The sequence below is a fragment of the Streptomyces sp. NPDC017936 genome, assembly GCF_044328485.1.
Classification (GTDB): domain Bacteria; phylum Actinomycetota; class Actinomycetes; order Streptomycetales; family Streptomycetaceae; genus Streptomyces.
Genome location: NZ_JBIRHK010000027.1, coordinates 66,744 through 88,238 on the forward strand (window position 1 = coordinate 66,744; position 21,495 = coordinate 88,238).

At 71.3% G+C, this 21,495-nt stretch carries 14 protein-coding genes; 4 read left to right on the top strand and 10 right to left on the bottom strand.

Translation table 11 applies throughout. The annotated features are described in order from the left end of the window. Positions 1-65 precede the first annotated feature (65 nt). Positions 66-5,009, bottom strand: a complete 4,944-nt coding sequence (locus ACH4F6_RS37455; RefSeq protein ID WP_397964947.1) for an NAD-glutamate dehydrogenase — start codon at positions 5,007-5,009, stop codon at positions 66-68. 834 nt (positions 5,010-5,843) lie between these two features. Here ACH4F6_RS37455 and ACH4F6_RS37460 point away from each other — a divergent pair. Beyond that, positions 5,844-6,410 (top strand): DJ-1/PfpI family protein, encoded by a 567-nt coding sequence (locus tag ACH4F6_RS37460; protein WP_397964949.1) that lies wholly within the window; start codon positions 5,844-5,846, stop codon positions 6,408-6,410. 75 nt (positions 6,411-6,485) lie between these two features. Here the strand turns inward: ACH4F6_RS37460 and ACH4F6_RS37465 are convergent, their stop codons facing one another. Together ACH4F6_RS37465 and ACH4F6_RS37470 are read right to left on the bottom strand one after the other, a co-directional pair. Continuing rightward, positions 6,486-7,148, bottom strand: coding sequence for an HAD family hydrolase (locus ACH4F6_RS37465; RefSeq protein ID WP_397964951.1), 663 nt, complete (start codon positions 7,146-7,148; stop codon positions 6,486-6,488). An 80-nt stretch (positions 7,149-7,228) separates the two neighbouring features. Further along, positions 7,229-7,744: a DUF6912 family protein gene (locus ACH4F6_RS37470; RefSeq protein ID WP_397964952.1), complete on the bottom strand. Its 516-nt coding sequence runs from the start codon at positions 7,742-7,744 to the stop codon at positions 7,229-7,231. A 338-nt stretch (positions 7,745-8,082) separates the two neighbouring features. Between ACH4F6_RS37470 and ACH4F6_RS37475 the strand changes: the two genes are divergently transcribed. Then, positions 8,083-8,613: an Rv3235 family protein gene (locus ACH4F6_RS37475; RefSeq protein WP_397964953.1), complete on the top strand. Its 531-nt coding sequence runs from the start codon at positions 8,083-8,085 to the stop codon at positions 8,611-8,613. 138 nt (positions 8,614-8,751) lie between these two features. Here ACH4F6_RS37475 and secA read toward each other — a convergent pair whose 3' ends face one another. Next, positions 8,752-11,565 carry a preprotein translocase subunit SecA gene (gene secA / locus ACH4F6_RS37480; protein ID WP_397964954.1) on the bottom strand — a complete coding sequence of 938 codons (2,814 nt, stop codon included), beginning with the start codon at positions 11,563-11,565 and terminating at the stop codon, positions 8,752-8,754. 282 nt (positions 11,566-11,847) lie between these two features. Here secA and ACH4F6_RS37485 point away from each other — a divergent pair, with 282 nt between their 5' ends. Both ACH4F6_RS37485 and ACH4F6_RS37490 read left to right on the top strand, forming a co-directional pair. Next, positions 11,848-12,447, top strand: a complete 600-nt coding sequence (locus ACH4F6_RS37485) for a GNAT family N-acetyltransferase (protein ID WP_397964955.1) — start codon at positions 11,848-11,850, stop codon at positions 12,445-12,447. Positions 12,448-12,577: 130 nt separating this feature from the next. Beyond that, positions 12,578-13,750 (top strand): winged helix-turn-helix domain-containing protein, encoded by a 1,173-nt coding sequence (locus tag ACH4F6_RS37490; RefSeq protein ID WP_397964957.1) that lies wholly within the window; start codon positions 12,578-12,580, stop codon positions 13,748-13,750. Here ACH4F6_RS37490 and ACH4F6_RS37495 read toward each other — a convergent pair. From ACH4F6_RS37495 to mtrA, 6 genes are all read right to left on the bottom strand, one after another. After that, positions 13,743-14,489 (bottom strand): response regulator, encoded by a 747-nt coding sequence (locus tag ACH4F6_RS37495; RefSeq protein ID WP_397964958.1) that lies wholly within the window; start codon positions 14,487-14,489, stop codon positions 13,743-13,745. The genes ACH4F6_RS37490 and ACH4F6_RS37495 overlap by 8 nt on opposite strands. 204 nt (positions 14,490-14,693) lie before the next feature. Then, positions 14,694-15,386, bottom strand: coding sequence for a ribosome hibernation-promoting factor, HPF/YfiA family (hpf, locus tag ACH4F6_RS37500; RefSeq protein ID WP_397964960.1), 693 nt, complete (start codon positions 15,384-15,386; stop codon positions 14,694-14,696). 302 nt (positions 15,387-15,688) lie between these two features. After that, entirely contained in the window at positions 15,689-16,657 is a 969-nt protein-coding gene (locus ACH4F6_RS37505; protein WP_397964961.1) for a ComF family protein, read from the bottom strand. Between the two features lie 89 nt (positions 16,658-16,746). Further along, a complete protein-coding gene (locus tag ACH4F6_RS37510) occupies positions 16,747-18,576 on the bottom strand; it encodes an LpqB family beta-propeller domain-containing protein (protein ID WP_397964962.1) in 1,830 nt (609 codons plus the stop codon). After that, positions 18,566-20,632, bottom strand: coding sequence for an MtrAB system histidine kinase MtrB (mtrB, locus tag ACH4F6_RS37515; RefSeq protein WP_397964964.1), 2,067 nt, complete (start codon positions 20,630-20,632; stop codon positions 18,566-18,568). Before mtrB ends, ACH4F6_RS37510 begins: the two co-directional genes overlap by 11 nt. Before the next feature lies 1 nt (position 20,633). Beyond that, positions 20,634-21,323 carry a two-component system response regulator MtrA gene (gene mtrA / locus ACH4F6_RS37520; RefSeq protein ID WP_187283109.1) on the bottom strand — a complete coding sequence of 230 codons (690 nt, stop codon included), beginning with the start codon at positions 21,321-21,323 and terminating at the stop codon, positions 20,634-20,636. Between the last annotated feature and the right edge of the window lie 172 nt (positions 21,324-21,495).

The window sequence follows — 21,495 nt, forward strand, 5'->3', positions numbered from 1 at the left end:
CCACGACGAGGGCGCCCCCCGGACCACCGGGGGGCGCCCTTCCGTGCGCCTACGGATCCGTGCGCCTACGAATGCGTCCGCAGCAGCGTCCGCATCGTCCGCATCGCCACCGACAGGTTGGCCAGGTCGAACGTCTCCGACCCCTGGATCTCCTCCAGCGTGGTGCGCGCCCGGCCCAGGATCGCCGCGTTCCTCTGCTCCCAGGCGTTGAAGCGCTGCTCGGGCGTCGAGGTGCCGTTGCCGACGGCCAGGACGTCCGCGGTCAGCGCCGCGTGCGCCGCGTACAGGTCCTCGCGGATGGAGGCGCGGGCCATGGACTGCCAGCGGTCGGCGCGCGGCAGCTCGATGATGCGGTCCATGAGCTGCGTGATGTGCAGGCGGTCGGCGAGGTCGTAGTACACCTCGGCGACGTCCAGCGGGTCCTTGCCCGTGCGGTCGGCCACCGACACGATGTCCAGGGCCGGGAAGGCGGACGAGAACCCGGCGACCCGCGTGGCGAGCTCGTCCGGCACGCCGGCGCCGGTCAGCTCGTCGTAGATCTTCTGCCACCACTCCAGGTCCGCGCCGCGCAGCAGCTTCGTCAGCTGCGACCAGACCTGCTCGACGCGCTCGGCGAAGAAGTCGACGGTCTCGGCGAGCTGGAGCGGCTGCGGCCGGTTGTTGAGCAGCCAGCGCGTGCCGCGCTCGACCAGACGGCGCGAGTGCAGGCGGATCCGGGTCTGGATCTCGGCCTCGACCCGGTTGTCGAGGTCCTCCACCGCGTCCCACACGGGCGCCGAGCAGAAGATCGCCCGGGCCGCGGTCTGCGCCCGCACGATCTCCTCCAGCGAGGCGCCGGTCTCCTCCCGCAGCCGGTGCAGGTACGTCGTGCCGCCGGTGTTGACGGTGTCGTTGACCAGCACGGTCGTGGTGATCTCACGGCGCAGCGGGTGGCTGTCGATGTGCTCGGGGAACGCCTCGCGCAGCGCCGTCGGGAAGTACGCGTACAGCAGACCGCGCAGGTAGGGGTCGTCGGGCAGCGAGGTGTGCAGCAGCTCGTCCGACACGGTGATCTTCGTGTACGCCAGCAGCACGGCCGTCTCCGGGCCGGTCAGGCCGTGCCCGGAGGCGAGGCGCTCGCGGATCTGCCGGTCGGTGGGCAGGAACTCCAGCGCCCGGTCGAGGTGGCCCTCGCGCACCAGGTGGCGCATGAAGCGCTGCTGGGCGTGGAGCATGTCCCGGGACTGGGCGAGGGCGTTGGCGATCGCCGTGTTCTGCGCGTAGTTGTTGCGCAGGACGAGCCGGCCCACCTCGTCGGTCATCTCGGCGAGCAGCTTGTTGCGCTGCTTGACGGTCATGTCGCCGTCGGTGACCAGGCCGTTGAGCAGGATCTTGATGTTCACCTCGTGGTCGGAGGTGTCCACGCCCGCGCTGTTGTCGATGGCGTCCGTGTTGATCTTGCCGCCGTTGCGGGCGAACTCGATGCGGCCCAGCTGGGTCAGGCCCAGGTTGCCGCCCTCGCCGACGACCCTGACGCGCAGGTCGGCGCCGTCGACGCGGATGGCGTCGTTGGCCTTGTCGCCGACGTCGCCGTGGGACTCCGTGCTCGCCTTCACGTAGGTGCCGATGCCGCCGTTCCACAGCAGGTCCACCGGCGCCTTGAGGATCGCCCTCATCAGGTCGGCGGGGGTCAGCTTGGTGACGCCGGTCTCGATGCCGAGGGCCTCGCGGACGTGCGCGTTGACCGGGATCGCCTTCGCCGTGCGCGGGAAGACGCCGCCGCCGGCCGACAGCAGCCCCGTGTCGTAGTCGGCCCAGCTGGAGCGCGGCAGCTCGAACAGCCGGCGGCGCTCGGCGTACGAGGTCGCCGCGTCGGGGTGCGGGTCGATGAAGATGTGCCGGTGGTCGAAGGCGGCGACCAGGCGGATGTGCTCGCTGAGCAGCATGCCGTTGCCGAACACGTCACCGGACATGTCGCCGATGCCGACGACGGTGAAGTCCTCGGTCTGCGTGTCGACGTCCAGCTCCCGGAAGTGCCGCTTGACGGACTCCCAGGCGCCGCGGGCGGTGATGCCCATGCCCTTGTGGTCGTAGCCCGCGGAGCCGCCGGAGGCGAAGGCGTCGCCGAGCCAGAAGTCGTACGACTGCGCGACCTCGTTGGCGATGTCGGAGAACGTCGCCGTGCCCTTGTCGGCGGCGACGACCAGGTAGGTGTCGTCCTCGTCGTGCCGGACCACGTCCGCCGGGGGGACGACCTCGCCGGCGACCATGTTGTCGGTGATGTCGAGCAGCGCCGAGATGAAGGTCTTGTAGCTGGCGACGCCCTCGGCCATCCACGCGTCGCGGTCGACGCTCGGGTCGGGCAGCTGCTTGGCGACGAATCCGCCCTTGGCGCCGACCGGCACGATGACGGTGTTCTTCACCATCTGCGCCTTGACCAGGCCGAGGATCTCGGTGCGGAAGTCCTCGCGCCGGTCGGACCAGCGCAGACCACCGCGCGCGACCTTCCCGAACCGCAGGTGCACGCCCTCCACCCGCGGCGAGTACACCCAGATCTCGAAGGCGGGGCGCGGCGCCGGCAGGTCGGGGATGGCCTGCGGGTCGAACTTCATGGACACGTAGTCGTGCGACGCGCCGTCCGCGGACTTCTGGAAGAAGTTGGTGCGCAGGGTCGCCTTGATGACCGTGAGGAAGGACCGCAGGATCCGGTCCTCGTCGAGGGAGGCCACCTGGTCGAGCGCGGCCTCCAGCTCCTCCAGCAGCGCGTCGACGATCTCGTGCCCGGCGCGCTGCCGGTCCGGCGACATCCGTGCCTCGAACAGCCTGACGAGCAGACGCGTGGTGTGGACGTTCGTGCGGAGGGTGTCCTCCATGTAGTCCTGGCTGAAGGTGGAGCCGGCCTGCCGCAGGTACTTGGCGTACGCGCGCAGCACCGTCGCCTGCCGCCAGGTCAGCCCGGCGCCCAGCACGAGGGCGTTGAAGCCGTCGTTCTCCGCCTTGCCGGTCCAGGTCGCGGCGAAGGCCTCCTGGAACCGCTCGCGGGCGTCGTCGGCCAGGTGGTCGCCGTTGCCGCCGCTCAGCGAGCGGGGGATGCGCAGCCCGAAGTCGTAGATCCAGGCGATGCTGCGGTCCGCGCAGCGCAGCTCGTACGGCCGCTCGTCGACCACCTCGACGCCGAGGCGGTTGAGGACCGGCAGCACGGCCGACAGGGAGATCGCGTCGCCCTTGCGGTAGATCTTGAAGCGGCGCTCGTCGGGGCCGGCGCCCACCGGCTCGTACAGGCTGAGGGCGAAGTCGCGCTCCTCGTCGAGCCGTTCGAGGTGGACGAGGTCGGCGACCGCGGAGCGCGGCGGGTGGTCGGCCTTGTAGCCCTCGGGGAAGGCGTTGTTGTAGCGGCGCAGCAGCTCCGCCGCGTGCTCCTCGCCCAGTTCGGCGGTGAGCGCCTCGGCGAACGCGTCGGCCCAGGACCGGGCGGCCTCGACCAGCCGGGCCTCGATGCGCTCCCGGTCGCCGTCGGACAGCTCCGGCAGCTCGGTGCCCTGCGGTACGCGGACGACGAAGTGCAGGCGGGAGAGGATCGACTCGGTGTTCCAGGCGGTGAAGTCGACGCTGGTGCCGCCCAGTTCCTCCTTGAGGATGTCGATGATCCGCAGCCGGACGGCGGTGGTGTAGCGGTCGCGGGGCAGGTAGACCAGCGCGGAGTAGTAGCGGCCGTACTCGTCCTGCCGGAGGTAGAGGCGCAGCCGTCGGCGTTCCTGCAGGTAGAGCACGGACGTGACGATGGACCTCAGTTCGTCCACCGGCGTCTGGAACAGTTCGTCGCGCGGATAGGTCTCCATGATCTGGAGCAGGTCGCGCCCGTCGTGGCTGTTGGGCGAGAAGCCGGCGCCCTTCAGCACGGCCCCGACCTTGCGCCGCACGACCGGGACCCGCATGACGGACTCGGTGTAGGCGGCGGAGGAGAACAGTCCGAGGAAGCGCCGCTCCCCGACGACGTTGCCGTCCGCGTCGAACTTCTTGACGCCGACGTAGTCGAGGTAGGACGGCCGGTGCACGGTGGCCCGGCTGTTGGCCTTGGTCAGCACGAGCAGCTTGTGCTCGCGCGCCTTGGCGCGGGCGTCGGCCGGGAGCCGCTCGAAGGAGGGGCTGACGGGGTGGCTGTCCTCGCCGGCGTGGTGCGGGTCGGAGCGCAGGATGCCGAGGCCGGTGCCGGGGACGGCGGCGAGGGAGTCGTCCTCCCGCAGCTGGTACTCCCGGTAGCCGAGGAAGGTGAAGTGGTCGGCGGCCAGCCAGCGCAGCAGCTCGCGGGCCTCCTCGACCTCGGGCGAGGGCAGGTCGCCGGGGACGGGCTCGTCCTCCAGCCGGTCGGCGACGCGCAGGGCCGCGTCCCGCATCTTCTCCCAGTCCTCGACGGCCTCGCGGACGTCGGACAGGACGCGCAGCAGGTCGGCGGTGATCTGCTTGAGGTCGGCGCGGTCGGTCTCGCGGTCCGTCTCGACGTGGATCCACGACTCGATGTGCGCGTCGTGCGGGAGGTCGGCGGCGGGCGCCGCGGGCAGCACCTCGATGAGCTTGCCGGTGACGTCGCGGCGGACCACGACCTGCGGGTGGATGACGAGGTGGATGCCCCGCCCCTGCCGGGTCAGCTCGTTCGTCACCGAGTCGACCAGGAAGGGCATGTCGTCGGTGACGACCTCGACGACGGAGTGGCTGCACGTCCAGCCGTTCTCCTCGACGGTCGGGGTGTGGACGCGCACGTTCGCGGTGCCCTGGGGCCGGTTCTCGGCCAGCCGGTAGTGGGAGAAGGCGGCTCCGAAGATGTCGACCGGGTCGCGGTCGGTGAGGTCCTCCGGGGCGGTGTGCAGGTAGTAGCGCTGGAGGAACGTGAGCACAGCGTCGCGGTCCGGGATCCCCGGAGTGCCCTCGCCCGTCGTCCCGGTCGGAAGGTGCCCCCCGACCGGGCTGTTCTCAGCGACCCGGGCCGCCCTCTCGAGCAACTCGGCTTTGGCTTCGTCCAGCTTGGTCTGCATTGTCCTCTGGCTCCTGTCGCGCGCCGTTGCGTGACGTTGAAGGAAATACGGTCTCTTCCCCCGTGGCGTGACGCCGTGACGCGGGGTCTCCGGTCTGCTTCGACGCTATGCCGCAAGGTGAGATGAGCGGGGGGTAATCAGCCATTCCCGACGCTGCCCCGGGATGTGACGCTGCTCTCCGCACCGCCCGCTTCCGGAGGAGGTACGGCGTCCTGGGGGTCCTTGCGCCCCCGTCCCGCCCGCGAGGACCAGCGACCGGCGCCCGGCCGCGGGTGTCGTCCGCGGTCACCGGGCGCGGGGCAGGGGCAACAGCGCCCCCGCGAGATATCGCGCTGATCACGCCACCAAGGCTATCGCTCCGCACCGGGGGCCCGTCATGAGCCGTATGTGTACAAAACAGGGGGTGGAAGTTTGACGTTCTGCACAGGGGCGGAGCCGGGCGTGGTGTGGATGGGAGACCGCGGACGGAAGCGTTCTGCGCGAGAGGCGTGGGCGTACGGAGGGGCCGCGGGCGTGCGGAGGGGCCGCAGGCGTGCGGAGGGGCCGCAGGCGTGCGGAGGGGCCGCGGGCGTGCGGAGGGGCCGCGGACGTGCGGAGGGGCCGCGGACGGGAAGCGCGCCGTGGCAGCGCGTGCCCCGGCGCCGCCTCCGCGGGCGTGTCCCGCGCCGGCTGCGCGCCGCCCGCCCGCGGCGCGGGTCCGCCTTCCCCGGGCGGCGGGAAAAGTCGACGCGGGCCCTGCCCCCGGGCACCCTGAAATCACCCCCACCTCTTGGCAAGGGCGCCCCCAAGAGGCACGTTGCTGGCAGAGCGCCCGCCCGAGAGGAGCCGCCCGACATGACCGCGAAAATCCTCATCGTCACCGGCGACGCAGCGGAATCCCTGGAGGTCCTCTACCCCTACCAGCGCCTGCGCGAGGAGGGCTACGAGGTCCACATCGCCGCCCCCGCCCGCAAACAGCTCCGGTTCGTCGTCCACGACTTCGAGCCCGGCTTCGACACCTACACCGAGAAGCCCGGCTACACCTGGCCCGCCGACCTGGCTTTCTCCGAGGTCGACCCGGGCCAGTACGCCGCCGTGGTGATCCCCGGGGGCCGCGCCCCCGAGTACCTCCGCAACGACCCCGAACTCCGCAAGATCCTCAAGTCGTTCTTCGACGCCGACAAGCCGGTCGCCCAGATCTGCCACGGTCCCCTCCTGACCGCCGCGACCGACAGCCTCCGCGGCCGCCACGTCACGGCGTACCCGGCGCTGGAGCTCGACATGCAGACCGCCGGCGCCACCTTCCAGGACACCGAGGCCGTGGTCGACGGCTCCCTGGTCTCCTCCCGCGCCTGGCCGGACCACCCGGCCTGGATGCGGGAGTTCCTCACCGTGCTGCGCGCCAAGGCGCCAGCGACCTGACCCGCCGGCCGGAACCACCACCCCGCGGCGCCCCCAGGGGGCGCCGCCGTCCGGAATCCCGCGGTCGGGGCGGCACTACGCGGCCATCCGCTCCGCCATGTCCACGGCCTCCTCCAGCGTGTCCACCACCGGCACCCCCACCTCTTCGAGGCTGCCCCGGCCGTGCGAGCCGCCGGTGTACAGCACGGCCCGCGCCCCGACGTGCAGCGCCGCCACCGCGTCGTCGGCGGCGTCACCGATCACCACCGTGCGCTCCGGGTCGGCCGTCCCCAGGGCCCGCAGATGGCGCACCATGTGCTCCGCCTTGCTGCCCCCGGACGGCCCGGTCCGCCCGTCGACCCGTACGAAGTGCGGCTCGATGCCGAAACCCCGCACCAGCGGAACGAGCTCGTCGTGGACGTACATGCTCAGCAGCGACTGGCTGTGTCCCGCCGACCGCCACCGCGCGAGCAGCTCGGCCGCCCCCTCGGTGAGCCCGCACCGCACCCGGTGCTCGGTGTAGTGCCGGTGGAAGACCGCGTCCATGACCTCCCACTCGGCGCCGGTCGGCAGCCTGCCCAGCAGCCGCTCGTAGAACTTGGGCACCGGCACGCAGTACAGCGCGCGGTACCGCTCCAAGGTGATCGGTTCCAGCCCCAACTCGACGAACGCCGCGTTCGTCGCCCCGATGATCGCGTCGTTGTCGTGGAACAGCGTGCCGTTCCAGTCCCAGACGATGTGCGCCGCTGACTTCCCCATGCCCGCAAACGTACCCGCCGCCCCTGACAAGCGAGAGTCCGCCGGCGGTCCCCGTCGCCCCGGGCCGTCAGGCCGCCGCCTCAGTCCCCGGAGCCCACCAGGTGGGGGATCTCCTGCGCGGCGAACCACAACAGCTCGTGGTCCTCGGCGCCGTCCACCACGAACTGCGCGTCGTCGTCGCCGCCGTCCGCCGCCGCCAGCGCCTCGGCCGCGGCGGCCACGTCCGCCTCCGCGTCCTCGCCGTCGACGTGCACCGACGCCGCCTTGGCCAGCGGCACGGACCGGGCCACCCGCACCTCGCCGAGCGCCGCGGGATCCAGCCCCCGGTCGGGATCGGACACGGCCGCGCCGTCCGGCACGTCCGCGGCGACGACGACCCGCCGGCGCGGCGCGCCCGGGTCCGCCGCCAGCAGCCGCAGCGACGCGAGCGCGGCCCGGCCGAGGGCCGCGTACTCCAGTTCCTCGATGTCGTCGGAGAGGTACCACTCGCGCAGCGCGGGCGTGACGGCGTACGCGACGAGCGGCCCGGACCCCAGCTCCCCCGTTTTGTGCGCCTCGGCGAGACCGGGGAGGGTCAGGGGGACGTAGACGCGCATGGTGGGCCGCTCTTTCCTTGTCGGAGGCTCCGCTCGGTGCTCCGGGGAGGGCAGTCCCGCGTCTCCGGAGCGCCTTCAGGATACGTGCGGGAGTCCCCTTTCGGGTTCCCGTCCACCCCCTCCAGACGTCAACCCCACGCCCCGGAACTCACCCGGCGCACCCCCGCCCTCCCGGGCGTCCACGGCCGACGGCCACCCTGATAGGTGAATCACCCCGACGGCCGTCCGGCACCCTCCGTCGTGTTGCCGTCACGCACCGCGACCGAGTACAAGATCGGCGACGGCAAGTTACCGCCCGGTAGAGAGTTGGCCGGGCGACCATCGAAACGGGGACCCCCTTGAACAAGGTCATGACGCGGACCCAGCACACCGCCGGCACCCGCCCTCCGGGCCGCCGCGACACCCGCCGCCCCGCCGGCACCCCGCCCCGCACCCCCAACGGCCTCGCGCCCCGCACGGCCGCGCGGACCGCGCCTCCCACCGGCCCGGCCCGCACCCCCCACAGGCCCCTCCCCCAGCAGCCGCAACCGCGCCCCACCGACCTCTTCGCCGACCGCCTCCTGGCCGTCCTCAGCGGCCGGCGGCCCGTCCACTCCATGCTCCGCCACACCCTCGGCCGCGCCTACGACGACCTGGCCCACCTCGCCGAACGCGGCCCCCTGCGCACCCCCCGCGGCATCCGCCCCGTCGTCCGCGACATCGGCTACTACGTCCCCCGCCCCGGCGCCATCGAGGCCTTCGCCCGCATCGGCGCCGGCGACCGCCTCCGCGCCATGGCCTTCCGCCTCGAACTCGGCACCGACCACCGCTGGCGCTGCACAGCCGTCGAACTGGGCGGCCCCCGCGGGCCCCGCCCCACGGACGACTGACACCGGAAACCCGCCACCCGGACGACGGCCGGCCTCCCCGCGGACCGGCCGCAGACCCCGCCCCCCTGGGCACGACGTGAGGGCCGGGCCACCCCAGGTGACCCGGCCCTCACGTCCTACGGAGCACTGCCCCTGCGCCTACTTCTTACGGCGCCGCCCCGCCTTCGCCTGCTTGCGCCGCTCCGCGCGCGTCAGACCGTCGGCCTCCGAGCGGACCGGCTCACCGTCACTGTCGAAGTCGCCCTCGACGGTGCCGCCCTCACCGTCCACGGTCGGCGCCGAGAAGTGCAGGTTCCGCCGCTGCGGGACGTCCAGACCCTTGGCGCGGATCTCCGGCCGCCCGCCCGCCTGCGCCGGCACCACGTCCTGCTTCTCCATGTCGACCGGCGCGGCCTCCTCGACCGGCACCTCCTCGACCTGCTGCTCCACCTGGACCTCCAGGTTGAACAGGTAGCCGACGGACTCCTCCTTGATGCCGTCCATCATCGCGGTGAACATGTCGAAGCCCTCACGCTGGTACTCGACCAGCGGGTCCTTCTGCGCCATCGCGCGCAGACCGATGCCCTCCTGGAGGTAGTCCATCTCGTAGAGGTGCTCACGCCACTTGCGGTCCAGCACCGACAGCACGACCCGCCGCTCCAGCTCACGCATGATCTCGGAGCCGAGCTGCGCCTCACGCGCCTCGTACTGCTCGCGGATGTCGTCCTTGATGGACTCGGCGATGAACTCGGCGGTCAGACCGGCCCGGTCACCGGCCGCGTCCTCCAGCTCCTCGACCGTGACCTTCACCGGGTAGAGCTGCTTGAACGCGCTCCACAGCCGCTCCAGGTCCCAGTCCTCCGCGAAGCCCTCGGCGGTCTCCGCGGTGACGTAGGCGTCGATCGTGTCGTCCATGAAGTGCTGGATCTGCTCGTGCAGGTCCTCACCCTCCAGGACACGGCGCCGCTCGCCGTAGATGACCTCACGCTGCCGGTTGAGGACCTCGTCGTACTTCAGGACGTTCTTGCGCGTCTCGAAGTTCTGCTGCTCGACCTGCGACTGGGCGGACGCGATCGCGCGCGTGACCATCTTGTTCTCGATCGGCACGTCGTCCGGCACGTTCGCCATCGACATCACGCGCTCGACCATCTGCGCCTTGAACAACCGCATCAGGTCGTCCCCGAGCGACAGGTAGAAACGCGACTCGCCCGGGTCGCCCTGACGGCCGGAGCGGCCACGCAGCTGGTTGTCGATACGACGCGACTCGTGCCGCTCGGTGCCCAGCACGTACAGGCCGCCGAGCTCCTCGACCTCTTCCTTCTCCGCCTTGACGGCCTGCTCGGCCTTCTCCAGGGCGGCCGGCAGAGCCGCGGCCCACTCCTCGATGTGCTCCTCCGGGTCGAGACCGCGCTGCCGCAGCTCCGCCTCCGCGAGGTCCTCCGGGTTGCCACCGAGCTTGATGTCCGTACCACGGCCGGCCATGTTGGTGGCGACGGTCACGGAGCCCTTGCGGCCCGCCTGGGCGACGATCTGCGCCTCACGCTCGTGGTGCTTGGCGTTGAGCACCTCGTGCTGGATGCCGCGCTTGCTGAGCTGCTGCGACAGGTACTCGGACTTCTCGACCGACGTCGTGCCGACGAGGATCGGCTGGCCCTTCTCGTGCTTCTCGGCGATGTCGTCGACGACCGCCTCGAACTTCGCCACCTCGGTGCGGTAGATCAGGTCCGCCTGGTCCTTGCGGACCATCGGCTTGTTCGTCGGGATCGGCACCACGCCGAGCTTGTAGATCTGGTGGAACTCGGCGGCCTCGGTCATCGCCGTACCGGTCATGCCGGAGAGCTTGTTGTACAGGCGGAAGAAGTTCTGCAGGGTGATCGTGGCGAGCGTCTGGTTCTCGTCCTTGATGTCCACCCCTTCCTTCGCCTCGATCGCCTGGTGCATGCCCTCGTTGTAACGGCGGCCGGCGAGGATACGGCCCGTGTGCTCGTCGACGATCATGACTTCGCCGTCGATGACGACGTAGTCCTTGTCCTTCTTGAAGAGCTCCTTCGCCTTGATGGCGTTGTTCAGGTAGCCCACCAGCGGCGTGTTCACCGACTCGTAGAGGTTGTCGATGCCCAGCCAGTCCTCGACCTTGGAGACACCGGCCTCGTGGATGGCGACCGTGCGCTTCTTCTCGTCGACGTCGTAGTCGCCGGTCTCCTCCAGGCCCTTGAGCGGGTTGCCCGGCTCGCCCTTCTTCAGACGGGTGACCAGCTTGGCGAAGTCGCCGTACCACTTGGTGGCCTGGTCCGCCGGACCCGAGATGATCAGCGGCGTACGGGCCTCGTCGACCAGGATGGAGTCGACCTCGTCGACGATGGCGAAGTTGTGGCCGCGCTGGACGAGCTCCTCCTTGGACCACGCCATGTTGTCGCGCAGGTAGTCGAAGCCGAACTCGTTGTTCGTGCCGTACGTGATGTCGCAGCCGTACTGCTCGCGGCGCTGGGCCGGCGTCATGTTCGCGAGGATGCAGCCGACGGAGAGACCGAGGAACCGGTGGACGCGGCCCATCATCTCGGAGTCGCGCTCGGCCAGGTAGTCGTTGACCGTGATGAGGTGGACGCCGTCTCCGGAGATGGCGTTCAGATAAGCCGGCAGCGTACCCACCAGGGTCTTGCCCTCACCGGTCTTCATCTCGGCGACGTAGCCCATGTGCAGGGCCGCACCACCCATCAGCTGCACGTCGTAGTGCCGCTGGCCGAGGACGCGCTTGGCCGCCTCGCGCACCGTGGCGAACGCCTCCGGCAGCAGGTCGTCGAGGCTCTCCCCGTCGGCGTACCGCTGCTTGTACTCATCGGTGAGGGCCCGCAGCTCGGCGTCGGAGAGGTCGACGAAGTCCTCTTCGATGGAGTTGACCTGGTCCGCGATGCGGTGCAGCTTGCGCAGGATCTTGCCTTCGCCTGCACGCATGATCTTCGAGAGGACGGACACGGGGGTTGGTCTCCTTGCCGGTCGGGCCTGGGACGGTCGGTTTCCCTTTTGACTTACTGAGCAACGGCCATCGTATGCGAGGACCCCACCACGCCGGGAGGCCTGACGTGACGAGGACCGCACACGGCCGCGCACGGATTGCGGAATTCTCCTCCACAGGGCACAACGCCCGGGGCCCGCGGATGGTGCCGTCCCCCGCGAACGAATCGCGCTGACGGTGATCACCCGCTCACCGCGCGCGAAGACGTGGCGCCCGCGCCCCGCCCCGCGCACAATCGGCCGATGCAGCCCGTCACCCTCACCACCGACCGCCTCGTCCTGCGCCCCGTCGGCCCCCGGGACACCGAAGCGGTCCACGCCGCCGCCCAGGACCCCGACATCCAGCGCTGGACCACCATCCCCTCGCCCTACCTGCCCGAACACGCCCGCGGCTTCACCGAACAGCTCGCCCCGGAAGGCTGGGCCGACGGCACCCTGTTCACCTTCGGCGTCTTCCTCCCCGACCACACCCTCGCCGGCGTCAACAGCCTCACGATGCGCTCCCTCGGCACCGTCGAGATCGGCTTCTGGACCGCCAGGGAACACCGCGGCCGCGGCTACACCACCGAGGCCGTGCTCGCCGCCTCCCGCTGGGCCTTCACCGGCCTCGCCGTCGACCGCGTCGAATGGCGCGCCGAAGTCGGCAACACCGCCTCCCGCGCGGTGGCCGAACGCGCCGGCTTCACCCTGGAGGGCACCCTGCGCTCCGCCGTCAACAACAAGGGAGTGCGCCGGGACTGCTGGGTGGGCTCCCTGCTCCCGTCCGACCTGGGCCTGCCCTCGGCGGCGCCCTACGTGCCGGCGCCGTCCACCGCGCCCGCCGCCGGCCCGTCCGGCACCTGAGCCCACGGCCGGGAGACCCGCACCGGCGCCCCCTGGGCCCACGGCCGAAGGACCACGCCCGCGCCGCCTCCGTCCGGGCGAACCCGCAGCTCACGCCCCGCTGTCACACCCACCCCCTATCGTGCGCAGCATGACCACCCCGCGTCCGACCGCAGAGCTCTCCGCAGACGAGGCCCGCCGCCTGGCCCTGCGGGCGCAAGGCTTCCTCGGCACACCCGACCGCCGGGCCGGCGTCCGCGGCGTCCTGCGTCACCTCGGCGCCGTCCAGCTCGACACCATCTCCGTCCTCGCCCGCTCCCACGAGCTCATCCCGTACGCCCGTCTGGGAGCCGTGGGCCGCACCACGGTCGAGAACGCCTACTGGAAGGACACGCACGCCTTCGAGTACTGGTCCCACGCCGCCTGCATCCTCCCCATCGAGGAGTGGCCCCACTTCGCCTTCCGCCGCCGCGCCTACCGCAACCGCCCCCACTGGAACCACCACCTCCCCGAGGGCACCTACGAGCAGGTCGTCAAACAGCTCCGCGCCGAGGGCCCCCTCACCGCCACGGAACTGGGCGGCGCGAAGAAGACCAGCGAGTGGTGGGACTGGTCCGGCACCAAGGTCGCCGTCGAGCGCGCCCTGATGTACGGCGAGGTCGTCTGCGTCGAACGCCGCGGCTGGAAACGCGTCTACGACCTGGCCGAGCGCGCCGTCCCGGCCGGCCTCCTGCACGACGAGCTCGACGACGCCGAATGCCTGCGCCGCCTGGTCCGCCTGGCCGGTCGGTCCCTCGGCGTCGGCACCCGCGCGGACATCGCCGACTACCACCGGCTCAAGGGCGAGCAGGTCGACGCGGTGATCGCCGACTCCGGCCTGGTCCCCGTCACCGTCGAAGGCTGGGGCAAACCGGCCTGGGCCGACCCCGAGGCGCTGCGAACGCCCCCGCGCGGCCGCCACCGCACGACGCTCCTGTCCCCCTTCGACTCCCTCGTCTGGGAACGGGCCCGCACCGAACGCATCTTCGGTTTCACCCACCGCCTGGAGGCGTACGTCCCCAAGCAGAAGCGGGTCCACGGCTACTTCGCCATGCCGGTCCTGGCGGGCGGCCGTCTCGTCGGCCGCGTCGACCCGACCCGCGAGGGCCGCACACTCGTCGCCAAGCAGATCACCCTGGACGGGCCTAAGGCGGTCCCGGCGGTGGCCCAGGCCCTGGCCGAGGCCGCGGGCTGGGTGGACTGCACGGACGTACGGGTGGAACGGGTGGACGCCCCGGACCTGCGCGAGCCGCTCACCCGGGAGATCGCCCGCGTCCTCACCTGATCTCGAGGATCTTCTCCCGCATCGCGTACACCACGGCCTCCATCCTGGAGTGCAACTGCAACTTCTCCAGAATGTTGCGCACGTGGTTCTTCACGGTGTTCTCGGAGATGAACAACTCCTTGGCGATGTCCCGGTTGTTCATCCCCGTCGCGACGAGCTTGAGAACTTCCAGCTCACGATCCGTCAGCCGCGGCGCCGGCACGAGCCGGCGCTCGTCGGTCCGCTGAATCATCGACTTGAACTCGGTGAGCAGTTTCGACGCCATGGAAGGGCTGATCTGCGACTGCCCGTCGGCCACCGCGCGAATCGCCGTCGACACCTCGTCCGTGGAAATCTCCTTCAGGAGATATCCGGTCGCACCCGCTTTGATCGCGTCATAGAGATCGGCTTCCTCATCGCTGATCGTCAACATGATGATCTTCGCGCTGGGAGCCACCTCCTTGATGGACGTGCACGCCTCGATACCACCGCGCTTGGGCATCCGCACGTCCATCAGCACGATGTCAGGCAGCAGGTCGGCCGCCTTGTCCACCGCCTCGGCACCGTCGCCCGCCTCGCCCACGACCTGGATGTCCTCCTCGGCCGCGAGCACGATCTCCAGCCCACGGCGGAACAAGGCGTGGTCGTCCACGACAAGGACTCTGATCGGCTCCTTGCGGGGAGTGCCCGCGTCCGGGCCCATGCCGACGACGCCGTCGACGGCATCCCCGTCATGCATCGGTCCGAAGCTGTCCGCCATCGTTCCTCCCCCTGAAGGCTGTGGCCGTGGTCCTGGGCCATCGCCAACGCAAGGCAACGACCCACCGGTTGAGCCGTTGCCGCCATGATTCCATGCCCGGACGGCAACGCGGTCACCGAGCGGTGCGCGAAGGGGTCGCACACGGATGCCCCTGGGGGCGCACAAGCGCTCCAGGGGCACCTGCTCAGCTGTCACAGGGCCGGATCATCCGCCCAGCGCGCCACCCGCCTCGGGCGCGTGCTCCTGCGTGACCATCGTGTCCGTCCTGAGGTGGATCACGCCGTAGTCGTAGGCGTGCCGCCGGTAGACGACGCTGGGTTCCTTCGTCTCGGAGTCGACGAAGAGGTAGAAGTCGTGCCCGACCAGCTCCATCTCGTAGAGGGCCTGGTCCAGGGTCATCGGTGCGGCGACATGGGTCTTCTCGCGCACCACGAGGGGACCCTCGCCCTGCACCTCGAGCGAGCCGATCTTCTTGGTGGGCACGCCCTCGGACTCGTCGGCCGGGAGGGGACTGCCGTTGCCGCTGAGGGTCGCGACGCCCGGGACGTGGTCGGGGACCTCCGCTGCCGAGAGCCGGCGTGCGCCGCGTCGCGTGTAACGCTTGTCGTGCTGCTTGCGCAGCTGGGCGTCCAGCTTTTCCGCCGCCATGTCGAGCGCCGCGTACGGGTCGCTGGCCGCTGCCTCCGCCCGGATCACCGGACCGCGGGAGCGGAGCGTGATCTCCACTCGGTCACTCCGGTCGGCCTGTCGGGGGTTGGGCTCCTTGGACACCTCGACGTCGAGGCTGATCACCTTGGCATCGAGCCTCTGGATCTTCTCCAGCTTCAGCTTCTCGGCCACGTGCTTGCGGAACCGCTCGGGCACCTCGGTCTTGCGGCCCTTGACGACGATGTCCACGCAGAACTCCGTTCCCGGATCGCTCCGCATCAACGGCGGAGCATCTCCCTTTTGCACCAGGCTCCGGCGAACCCGGAACCTCGGACTCGGTGACTTCCACCTCCTCCTCCCCCATGGACGAGATCTCCACCCCAGGTGCTGCGGGTGATAGCCGAAAACCGCAACACGGCATTCGCAATGGAGAGGTGTGGCCTGCGGCTTTCCCTCACAACCGAACATATCTCGCCCGGACGGATGTCGTCACCCTCTACTGCGGCGTACCTCCGTTCAGGTGAATTGACCTTCTCATTACCTGCAACGACTCACGTTCTCCGGCGGTTCCTGCCCATTTCGAAAGCGTCGGGCGGCGCCGCCACCACGGCCGCGCAGACCACATGACCCGCACCGCCGTCGCCCGCCGGTCCCTCCGGCACCCGGTCCGCACCTCCCTCGCGTACTCCGGACGGACGTACTCTTCTGCCTTCCCGGGTGACGCCCGTGTACACAGCCGTCGCGCCTTCACCGCCTTCGGTCCACCCGACCGCCCCGACGGGCTCCGCCGCGGCCGTCCGTTCCCGGGCCACCGCCACGCGCACGGCGCGCGCCGCCTCCGCGAGCGAGGCGCCCGTCGTGACGAGGTCGTCGACGAGTACCACGGACCCGCCGCACAGCACCCGCGCCCCACCGGGCGCCACCGCCAGCGCGCCCGTCAGGTTCTCCAGCCGTTCCCGGGAGTTGAGCCCCGACTGGTCGGCCACCGCCCGCCGCTGCCGCAGCACCGCGGCCACCCGCACCGGCATCCCCGCCCGGCGCAACTCACCGGCCGCGGCGAGGGCGACACGACGGGCGGGATCGTGCCCACGGGCCCGGACGGCCCGGGGAGCGGAGGGGACGGGCACGAGGAGGACGTTGCCGAGGCGTGGATCCGAGAAGCGTGGGTCCGGCACGCGGGGAATGCCGGGGGACGGGGGCCCCTCCCCCTCCCCCACCTCCCCCAACCCCACCCGCACCGCCCCCGCCAACGCCGCCCCCAACGGCCGCGCCAGCCCCAACGCCCCGCGTTCCTTGTGCGCCAGCAGCACGGCCCGTACCTCGTCCGCGTACCGGGCCGCCGCGTGCACGGCGGGCAGCCCGGGCGGCTCGGGCACCGGCCGTACCCGGCGCGGCGCGGCGCCGGCGAGCGCGGTCCGGCACCTGGGGCAGAGGGCCGTACGGGCACGCCCGCAGCCAGCGCACTCGGCCGGCAGCACCAGGCCGGTCAGCTCCTGCCACCACCGCCGAACGCTGTCCACGTCCACCACTGTGCCGGGCCCCCGAGAGGTCGGCCACCCCTGTGGACAACGGCCTGTGGACAACTCCCGGAGGGTCCGGGGTCAGGCCGTCACCCCGGATAGAACGCGACCGAGGCGGTCTCCTTCAGAGTCCGCCAGCCGCTGCCGCCGGGCAGCCACAGCAGCCCCTCCTCGGAGGTGGCGAAGAGCGGGGCGTCGCTGTCCTCGGAGGCGGCGATGCTGGTCACCTCGGTGAGGCCGGGCAGGGTCCCGGTCTCGGGGATGGAGCCGTCGCACTGCACGTACTGCACCTGCTGGACCCCGCCGGTCTCGCGGCCGACGACGACGAGCCGGCTGTCCCCGGCCCAGGACACGGCGGTGACCTGTTCCAGGTCGGGTGTCGCGGAGCGCAGTTCCTGCACGGAGACGGTGGGCTGATCCGCGGAGGCGTCCCGTTCGATCCGCCCGATGAGCAGGGACTGTTCGCCGTCCTTGTCCACGACGAGTGCGATCCGGACGCCGTCGGCGGCGACCCGTACGGCGTTGATCCGCCCGTCCAGTCCGGGGGTGAGCACTTCGCGGGGCTGGCCGGCGCCCTTCTCCAGCAGCAGCAGCCGTGGGGCGGCGAGGTCGCGGTCGGCGACCCACAGGTCGCCCTGGCCGTCCCAGCTGGGGGTGGTCAGCCGGTCGCTCTCGGCCTTGCCCTTGCTCTGGAGGACGGGTTCGCCGAGGAGGCTGCCGGCCGCCGTCGAGGTGACGTAGAGGGCCTTGCCGTCGAGGGAGACTCCGGCGGCGCTGTGCTCGTCGCGGGCCACGGCGACGGAGCGCAGGGGCTTGCTGCCGTCGCCGAGCGCTCCCGGCACGGGTTCGGCCGCGTCGCTGCCGCCGTTGCCGGTCGTGCGCAGGAGCCGGTGGCGGCCGTCGATGAAGTACAGGTAGTCGGGGCTCGTCTCCGCGCCGCGTTCGGCGACGGCGGTGACCCGGTCGTCGCTGAGGACGCACAGTTGTCTGCCGCCGCCCCGCAGCTCGACCTCGTCGACGGTCGGGGTGAGGCTCTGCAGCGTGAACAGCAGCTGGGCGGCCATCTCGTCGCACTTGGCGTGCCCGATGCGGGCCGCCTTGTCGTTGAGCGGCACGGTGAGTTTGTTCTGGTCGTCGGGGGCGAGCGCGGTGACGCCCTTGGCCAGCGCCGTGCCGGTGGGGAAGCTGGACCTGACGACGGGCCGCAGCCGGCTGGTGGGCCCGTTGAGCAGGGAGCGCGCCATCTGGGTCACGGGGTCGACGCGTTCGCGCACGTAGACGGGGTCGGCGACGGCCATGGGCTGTCCGGAGCCGGCGGAGGTGGTGTCGGAGGCGAAGTAGTACTTGTTGACGGACATGTAGTTGCGCTGGAAGTCCGACCTGCCCATGAGGACGCCCTGGGGCAGTGCGTCGATGCGCCACTGCCGCGTCTTCTTGTCGCGCGTGAGGTGCATGGTCTGGCTGTAGTCGCCGGAGGCGGGCGTGTACGACTGCTGCGCGTCGATGACGGCGACCTTGGTGCCGGTCAGGGTGTAGCTGGAGTCGTCGCCGTCCTCCCGGACGTCGGACTGGCTGGCCCGGGTGACCGGTCCGTCGGCGAGGACGGTCGTGGAGCTCTCCGGTTCCCAGCGCTGCGCGGCCCGCGGGGTCAGGTACTGACGTGCGGTGGAGTAGCGCGGGTCGTCGCTGGTGAGGGCCTCGAGGAAGCCCTGGACGATCTCCGAGGACGGTGCGTCGTCGCGGGGCGGCATGGCGAACACGCGGACCTGTGTGTCCTGGCGCGGAGTGGATTCGACGCCTCGCAGGTCGCCGTTGTCGGGCATGGAGGCGCACCCCGCCAGCAGTACGACGCCACAGGCGGCGTACGCCGCCGCGCGCCCCGGCGTGCGCCGGTGGCCCCCCTGGCGGTCAGCGCCCACGAAATGCCTCCCCTTGCTGGTCCGAGCCCGCGGATCCGCTGTCCGCCCGCTCCGGTGTGTCCTCGCGTGCCGTCCCTGCCGTGGACGGCTCGTCCTGTCGGCGTGCCCCGGACGCGGGCCGGGGCACGACCCGCGCGCCGTTGCCGGGCAGCGCCGTGGGGTCGGCTGTGGGCGCGACCGCGGCCGGCCGGCGGGGTGCGAACGGGGCCCGCTGGTCACCGGCGGGCTGCACGGGCACGGTGGCGCTCTTCTCGCTCCCGCCGCGCGGCAGGCCGGCGTCGTCGAGTCCGCGGTTGCGGCGCGAGTCCTTGGGTTCCAGGGGTATCGGCGAGCCCCGCAGCGGTTCGTCGGCGGTCCTGGGCAGGGTCAGGCGGAACTGCGAGCCGCCGCCGGGTTCGCCCCAGGCCTGCAGCCAGCCGCCGTGCAGCCGTGCGTCCTCCAGGGCGATGGACAGTCCCAGTCCCGTGCCGCCCGTGGTACGCGCGCGTGCCGGGTCGGCCCGCCAGAAGCGGCTGAAGACGCGGGTGGCCTCGCCGGGCTTGAGTCCGACGCCGTAGTCGCGTACGGCGACGGCGACGGCGCCGCCCGCGGAGGCGAGTTTGACGACGACGTCCTTGCCCTCGCCGTGTTCGACGGCGTTGACGACGAGGTTGCGCAGGACGCGCTCGACGCGGCGGGCGTCGGCCTCGGCGACGACGGGCTGCTGGTCGCCGAGGACGCGTATGGCCGTGCCCTTGCGGTCGGCGAGCGGTGCGGCTCCGCTGACGACGCGGCGCACGACTTCGCGCAGGTCGATCGGTTCGGCCTCGAGGGCGGCGGCTCCGGCGTCGAAGCGGCTGATCTCCAGGAGGTCGGCGAGCAGCGACTCGAAGCGGTCGAGCTGGTCGGCGAGGAGTTCCGCCGACCGTGCGGTCACCGGGTCGAAGTCCTCGCGTGCCTCGTGGATGACGTCGGCGGCCATGCGGACGGTCGTCAGCGGGGTGCGCAGTTCGTGCGAGACGTCGGACACGAAGCGCCGCTGCATGCGGGACAGGTCCTCGAGCTGGTTGATCTTCAGCTGGAGGTTCTGCGCCATCTTGTTGAAGGCTTCGCCGAGCCGTGCGATGTCGTCCTCGCCGGTGACCTTCATGCGTTCCTGGAGGCGTCCGGCGGACAGCCGTTCGGCGATCCCGGCGGCCATCCGCACGGGTGTGACGACCTGCCGCACGACGAGCCAGGCGATGGCTCCGAGGAGGACGACGACGAAGAGTCCGGCGGTCGCCAGGGTGCCCTTGACGAGGCTGAGGGACTTCTCCTCCTGGGTCAGCGGGAAGAGGTAGTACAGCTCGTAGGCGTCGCCGTTGGGGTCGTTGACCTGTTTGCCGATGACGAGGGCCGGCTGGGACTCCTTGTCGTTGCTGTAGATGATGCGGGTGTAGCTCTGTGCGGCGCCGGTGCTGGTGTTGACGCGGGTGCGCAGGTCCTCGGGGACGCTCTTGTTGGGGTCGACGAAGCCGGAGGCGCGCGGTCCGCGGCCGCCGCCGCTGTCGTCGCCCGGGGGCAGGGTCACGACGTCGAAGGCGCCCTGGCCGCCGCTGGAGAGCGACGACACGAGTTCGCTCATCCACTCGATGACGTTCTGCGAGGCTGCTCCGCCGTCCACGGCGGTCCCGTCGCCGGCGGCCGCGCCGGCCGCCTCGTCGGCCTTCTGCTTGGCGACGGCGAAGCCGCCGGTGGCCTGGCTCTGGGACGCCTTGACCTTGGCGTCCAGCAGCCCGTTGCGCACCTGTCCGATGACGACGAAGCCGAGCAGCAGCACGACGCCCAGCGACATCAGCAGGGTGGTGGCGACGACTTTGAGCTGGATGTTGCGCCGCCACAGCCGCATGAGGGGCAGCAGCGGCCGGCGCACCCAGCGCAGGAGGAGCCTCAGGACGGGGCTGTTGCGTATTCCGCCTCGCAGGAGCCCGCCGGCGAAGGGGTGTCCGCGGCGCGAGCCCGCCGCCTTCCGGCCGACAGGCCGCTCCGGGCGGGTCCCGGACCGGCCGGGGACCGAAGCGGCACTGTCTTGGGACATGTCAGCTCGGTCCTGCCTTGTATCCGACACCACGGACGGTCACCACGATCTCCGGCCGTTCCGGGTCCTTCTCGACCTTGGAACGCAGCCGCTGCACATGCACGTTGACCAGGCGGGTGTCGGCCGCGTGCCGGTAGCCCCACACCTGTTCCAGCAGCACCTCGCGCGTGAACACCTGCCACGGCTTGCGCGCCAGCGCGACCAGCAGGTCGAACTCCAGCGGCGTCAGCGCGATCGACTGCCCGTCCCGCTTCACGGAGTGCCCGGCCACGTCGATGACGAGGTCACCGATGGCGAGCTGCTCCGGCGCGGGCTCCTCCGACCTCCGCAGCCGCGCCCGGATCCGGGCGACCAGCTCCTTCGGCTTGAACGGCTTGACGATGTAGTCGTCGGCGCCCGATTCGAGCCCCACGACGACGTCGACGGTGTCGCTCTTGGCCGTGAGCATCACGATCGGCACCCCGGACTCCGCCCTGATCAGGCGGCACACCTCGATGCCGTCCCGTCCCGGCAGCATCAGGTCCAGCAGCACCAGGTCGGGCTTGGCCTCACGGAAAGCGGCCAGCGCCTTGTCGCCGTCGGCTACGAAAGACGGCTCAAAACCTTCACCACGCAGCACGATGCCGAGCATCTCGGCCAGTGCGGTGTCGTCGTCGACGACAAGGACTCGTCCCTTCATAAACGACATCATCCCATTCTCATAACGGTGAAGGTGGCGCAGGTGAGCAGGGTCACCGGCCAGTGACCATAGTCGTACCGGGCCGTCACTGTCTGCCCCCGTCCGCCGGTGCCGTCGCCGCGACCGGTGTCACGGGCAGACGCGGGGGCGCCGGCCCGACGAGCCGCTCCTCGCGGCCTCGCCG

What these genes read in the sequence shown, in the direction of transcription:
- ACH4F6_RS37465 (WP_397964951.1), bottom strand. Translation starts at nt 7,148, where the DNA reads ATGGGGAAGTCAGCGGCGCACATCGTCTGGGACTGGAACGGCACGCTG.
- ACH4F6_RS37495 (WP_397964958.1), bottom strand. Translation starts at nt 14,489, where the DNA reads ATGGCGGACAGCTTCGGACCGATGCATGACGGGGATGCCGTCGACGGC.
- ACH4F6_RS37485 (WP_397964955.1), top strand. Translation starts at nt 11,848, where the DNA reads ATGCAGCCCGTCACCCTCACCACCGACCGCCTCGTCCTGCGCCCCGTC.
- ACH4F6_RS37455 (WP_397964947.1), bottom strand. Translation starts at nt 5,009, where the DNA reads ATGCAGACCAAGCTGGACGAAGCCAAAGCCGAGTTGCTCGAGAGGGCG.
- ACH4F6_RS37490 (WP_397964957.1), top strand. Translation starts at nt 12,578, where the DNA reads ATGACCACCCCGCGTCCGACCGCAGAGCTCTCCGCAGACGAGGCCCGC.
- ACH4F6_RS37470 (WP_397964952.1), bottom strand. Translation starts at nt 7,744, where the DNA reads ATGCGCGTCTACGTCCCCCTGACCCTCCCCGGTCTCGCCGAGGCGCAC.
- ACH4F6_RS37460 (WP_397964949.1), top strand. Translation starts at nt 5,844, where the DNA reads ATGACCGCGAAAATCCTCATCGTCACCGGCGACGCAGCGGAATCCCTG.
- mtrB (WP_397964964.1), bottom strand. Translation starts at nt 20,632, where the DNA reads ATGTCCCAAGACAGTGCCGCTTCGGTCCCCGGCCGGTCCGGGACCCGC.
- mtrA (WP_187283109.1), bottom strand. Translation starts at nt 21,323, where the DNA reads ATGATGTCGTTTATGAAGGGACGAGTCCTTGTCGTCGACGACGACACC.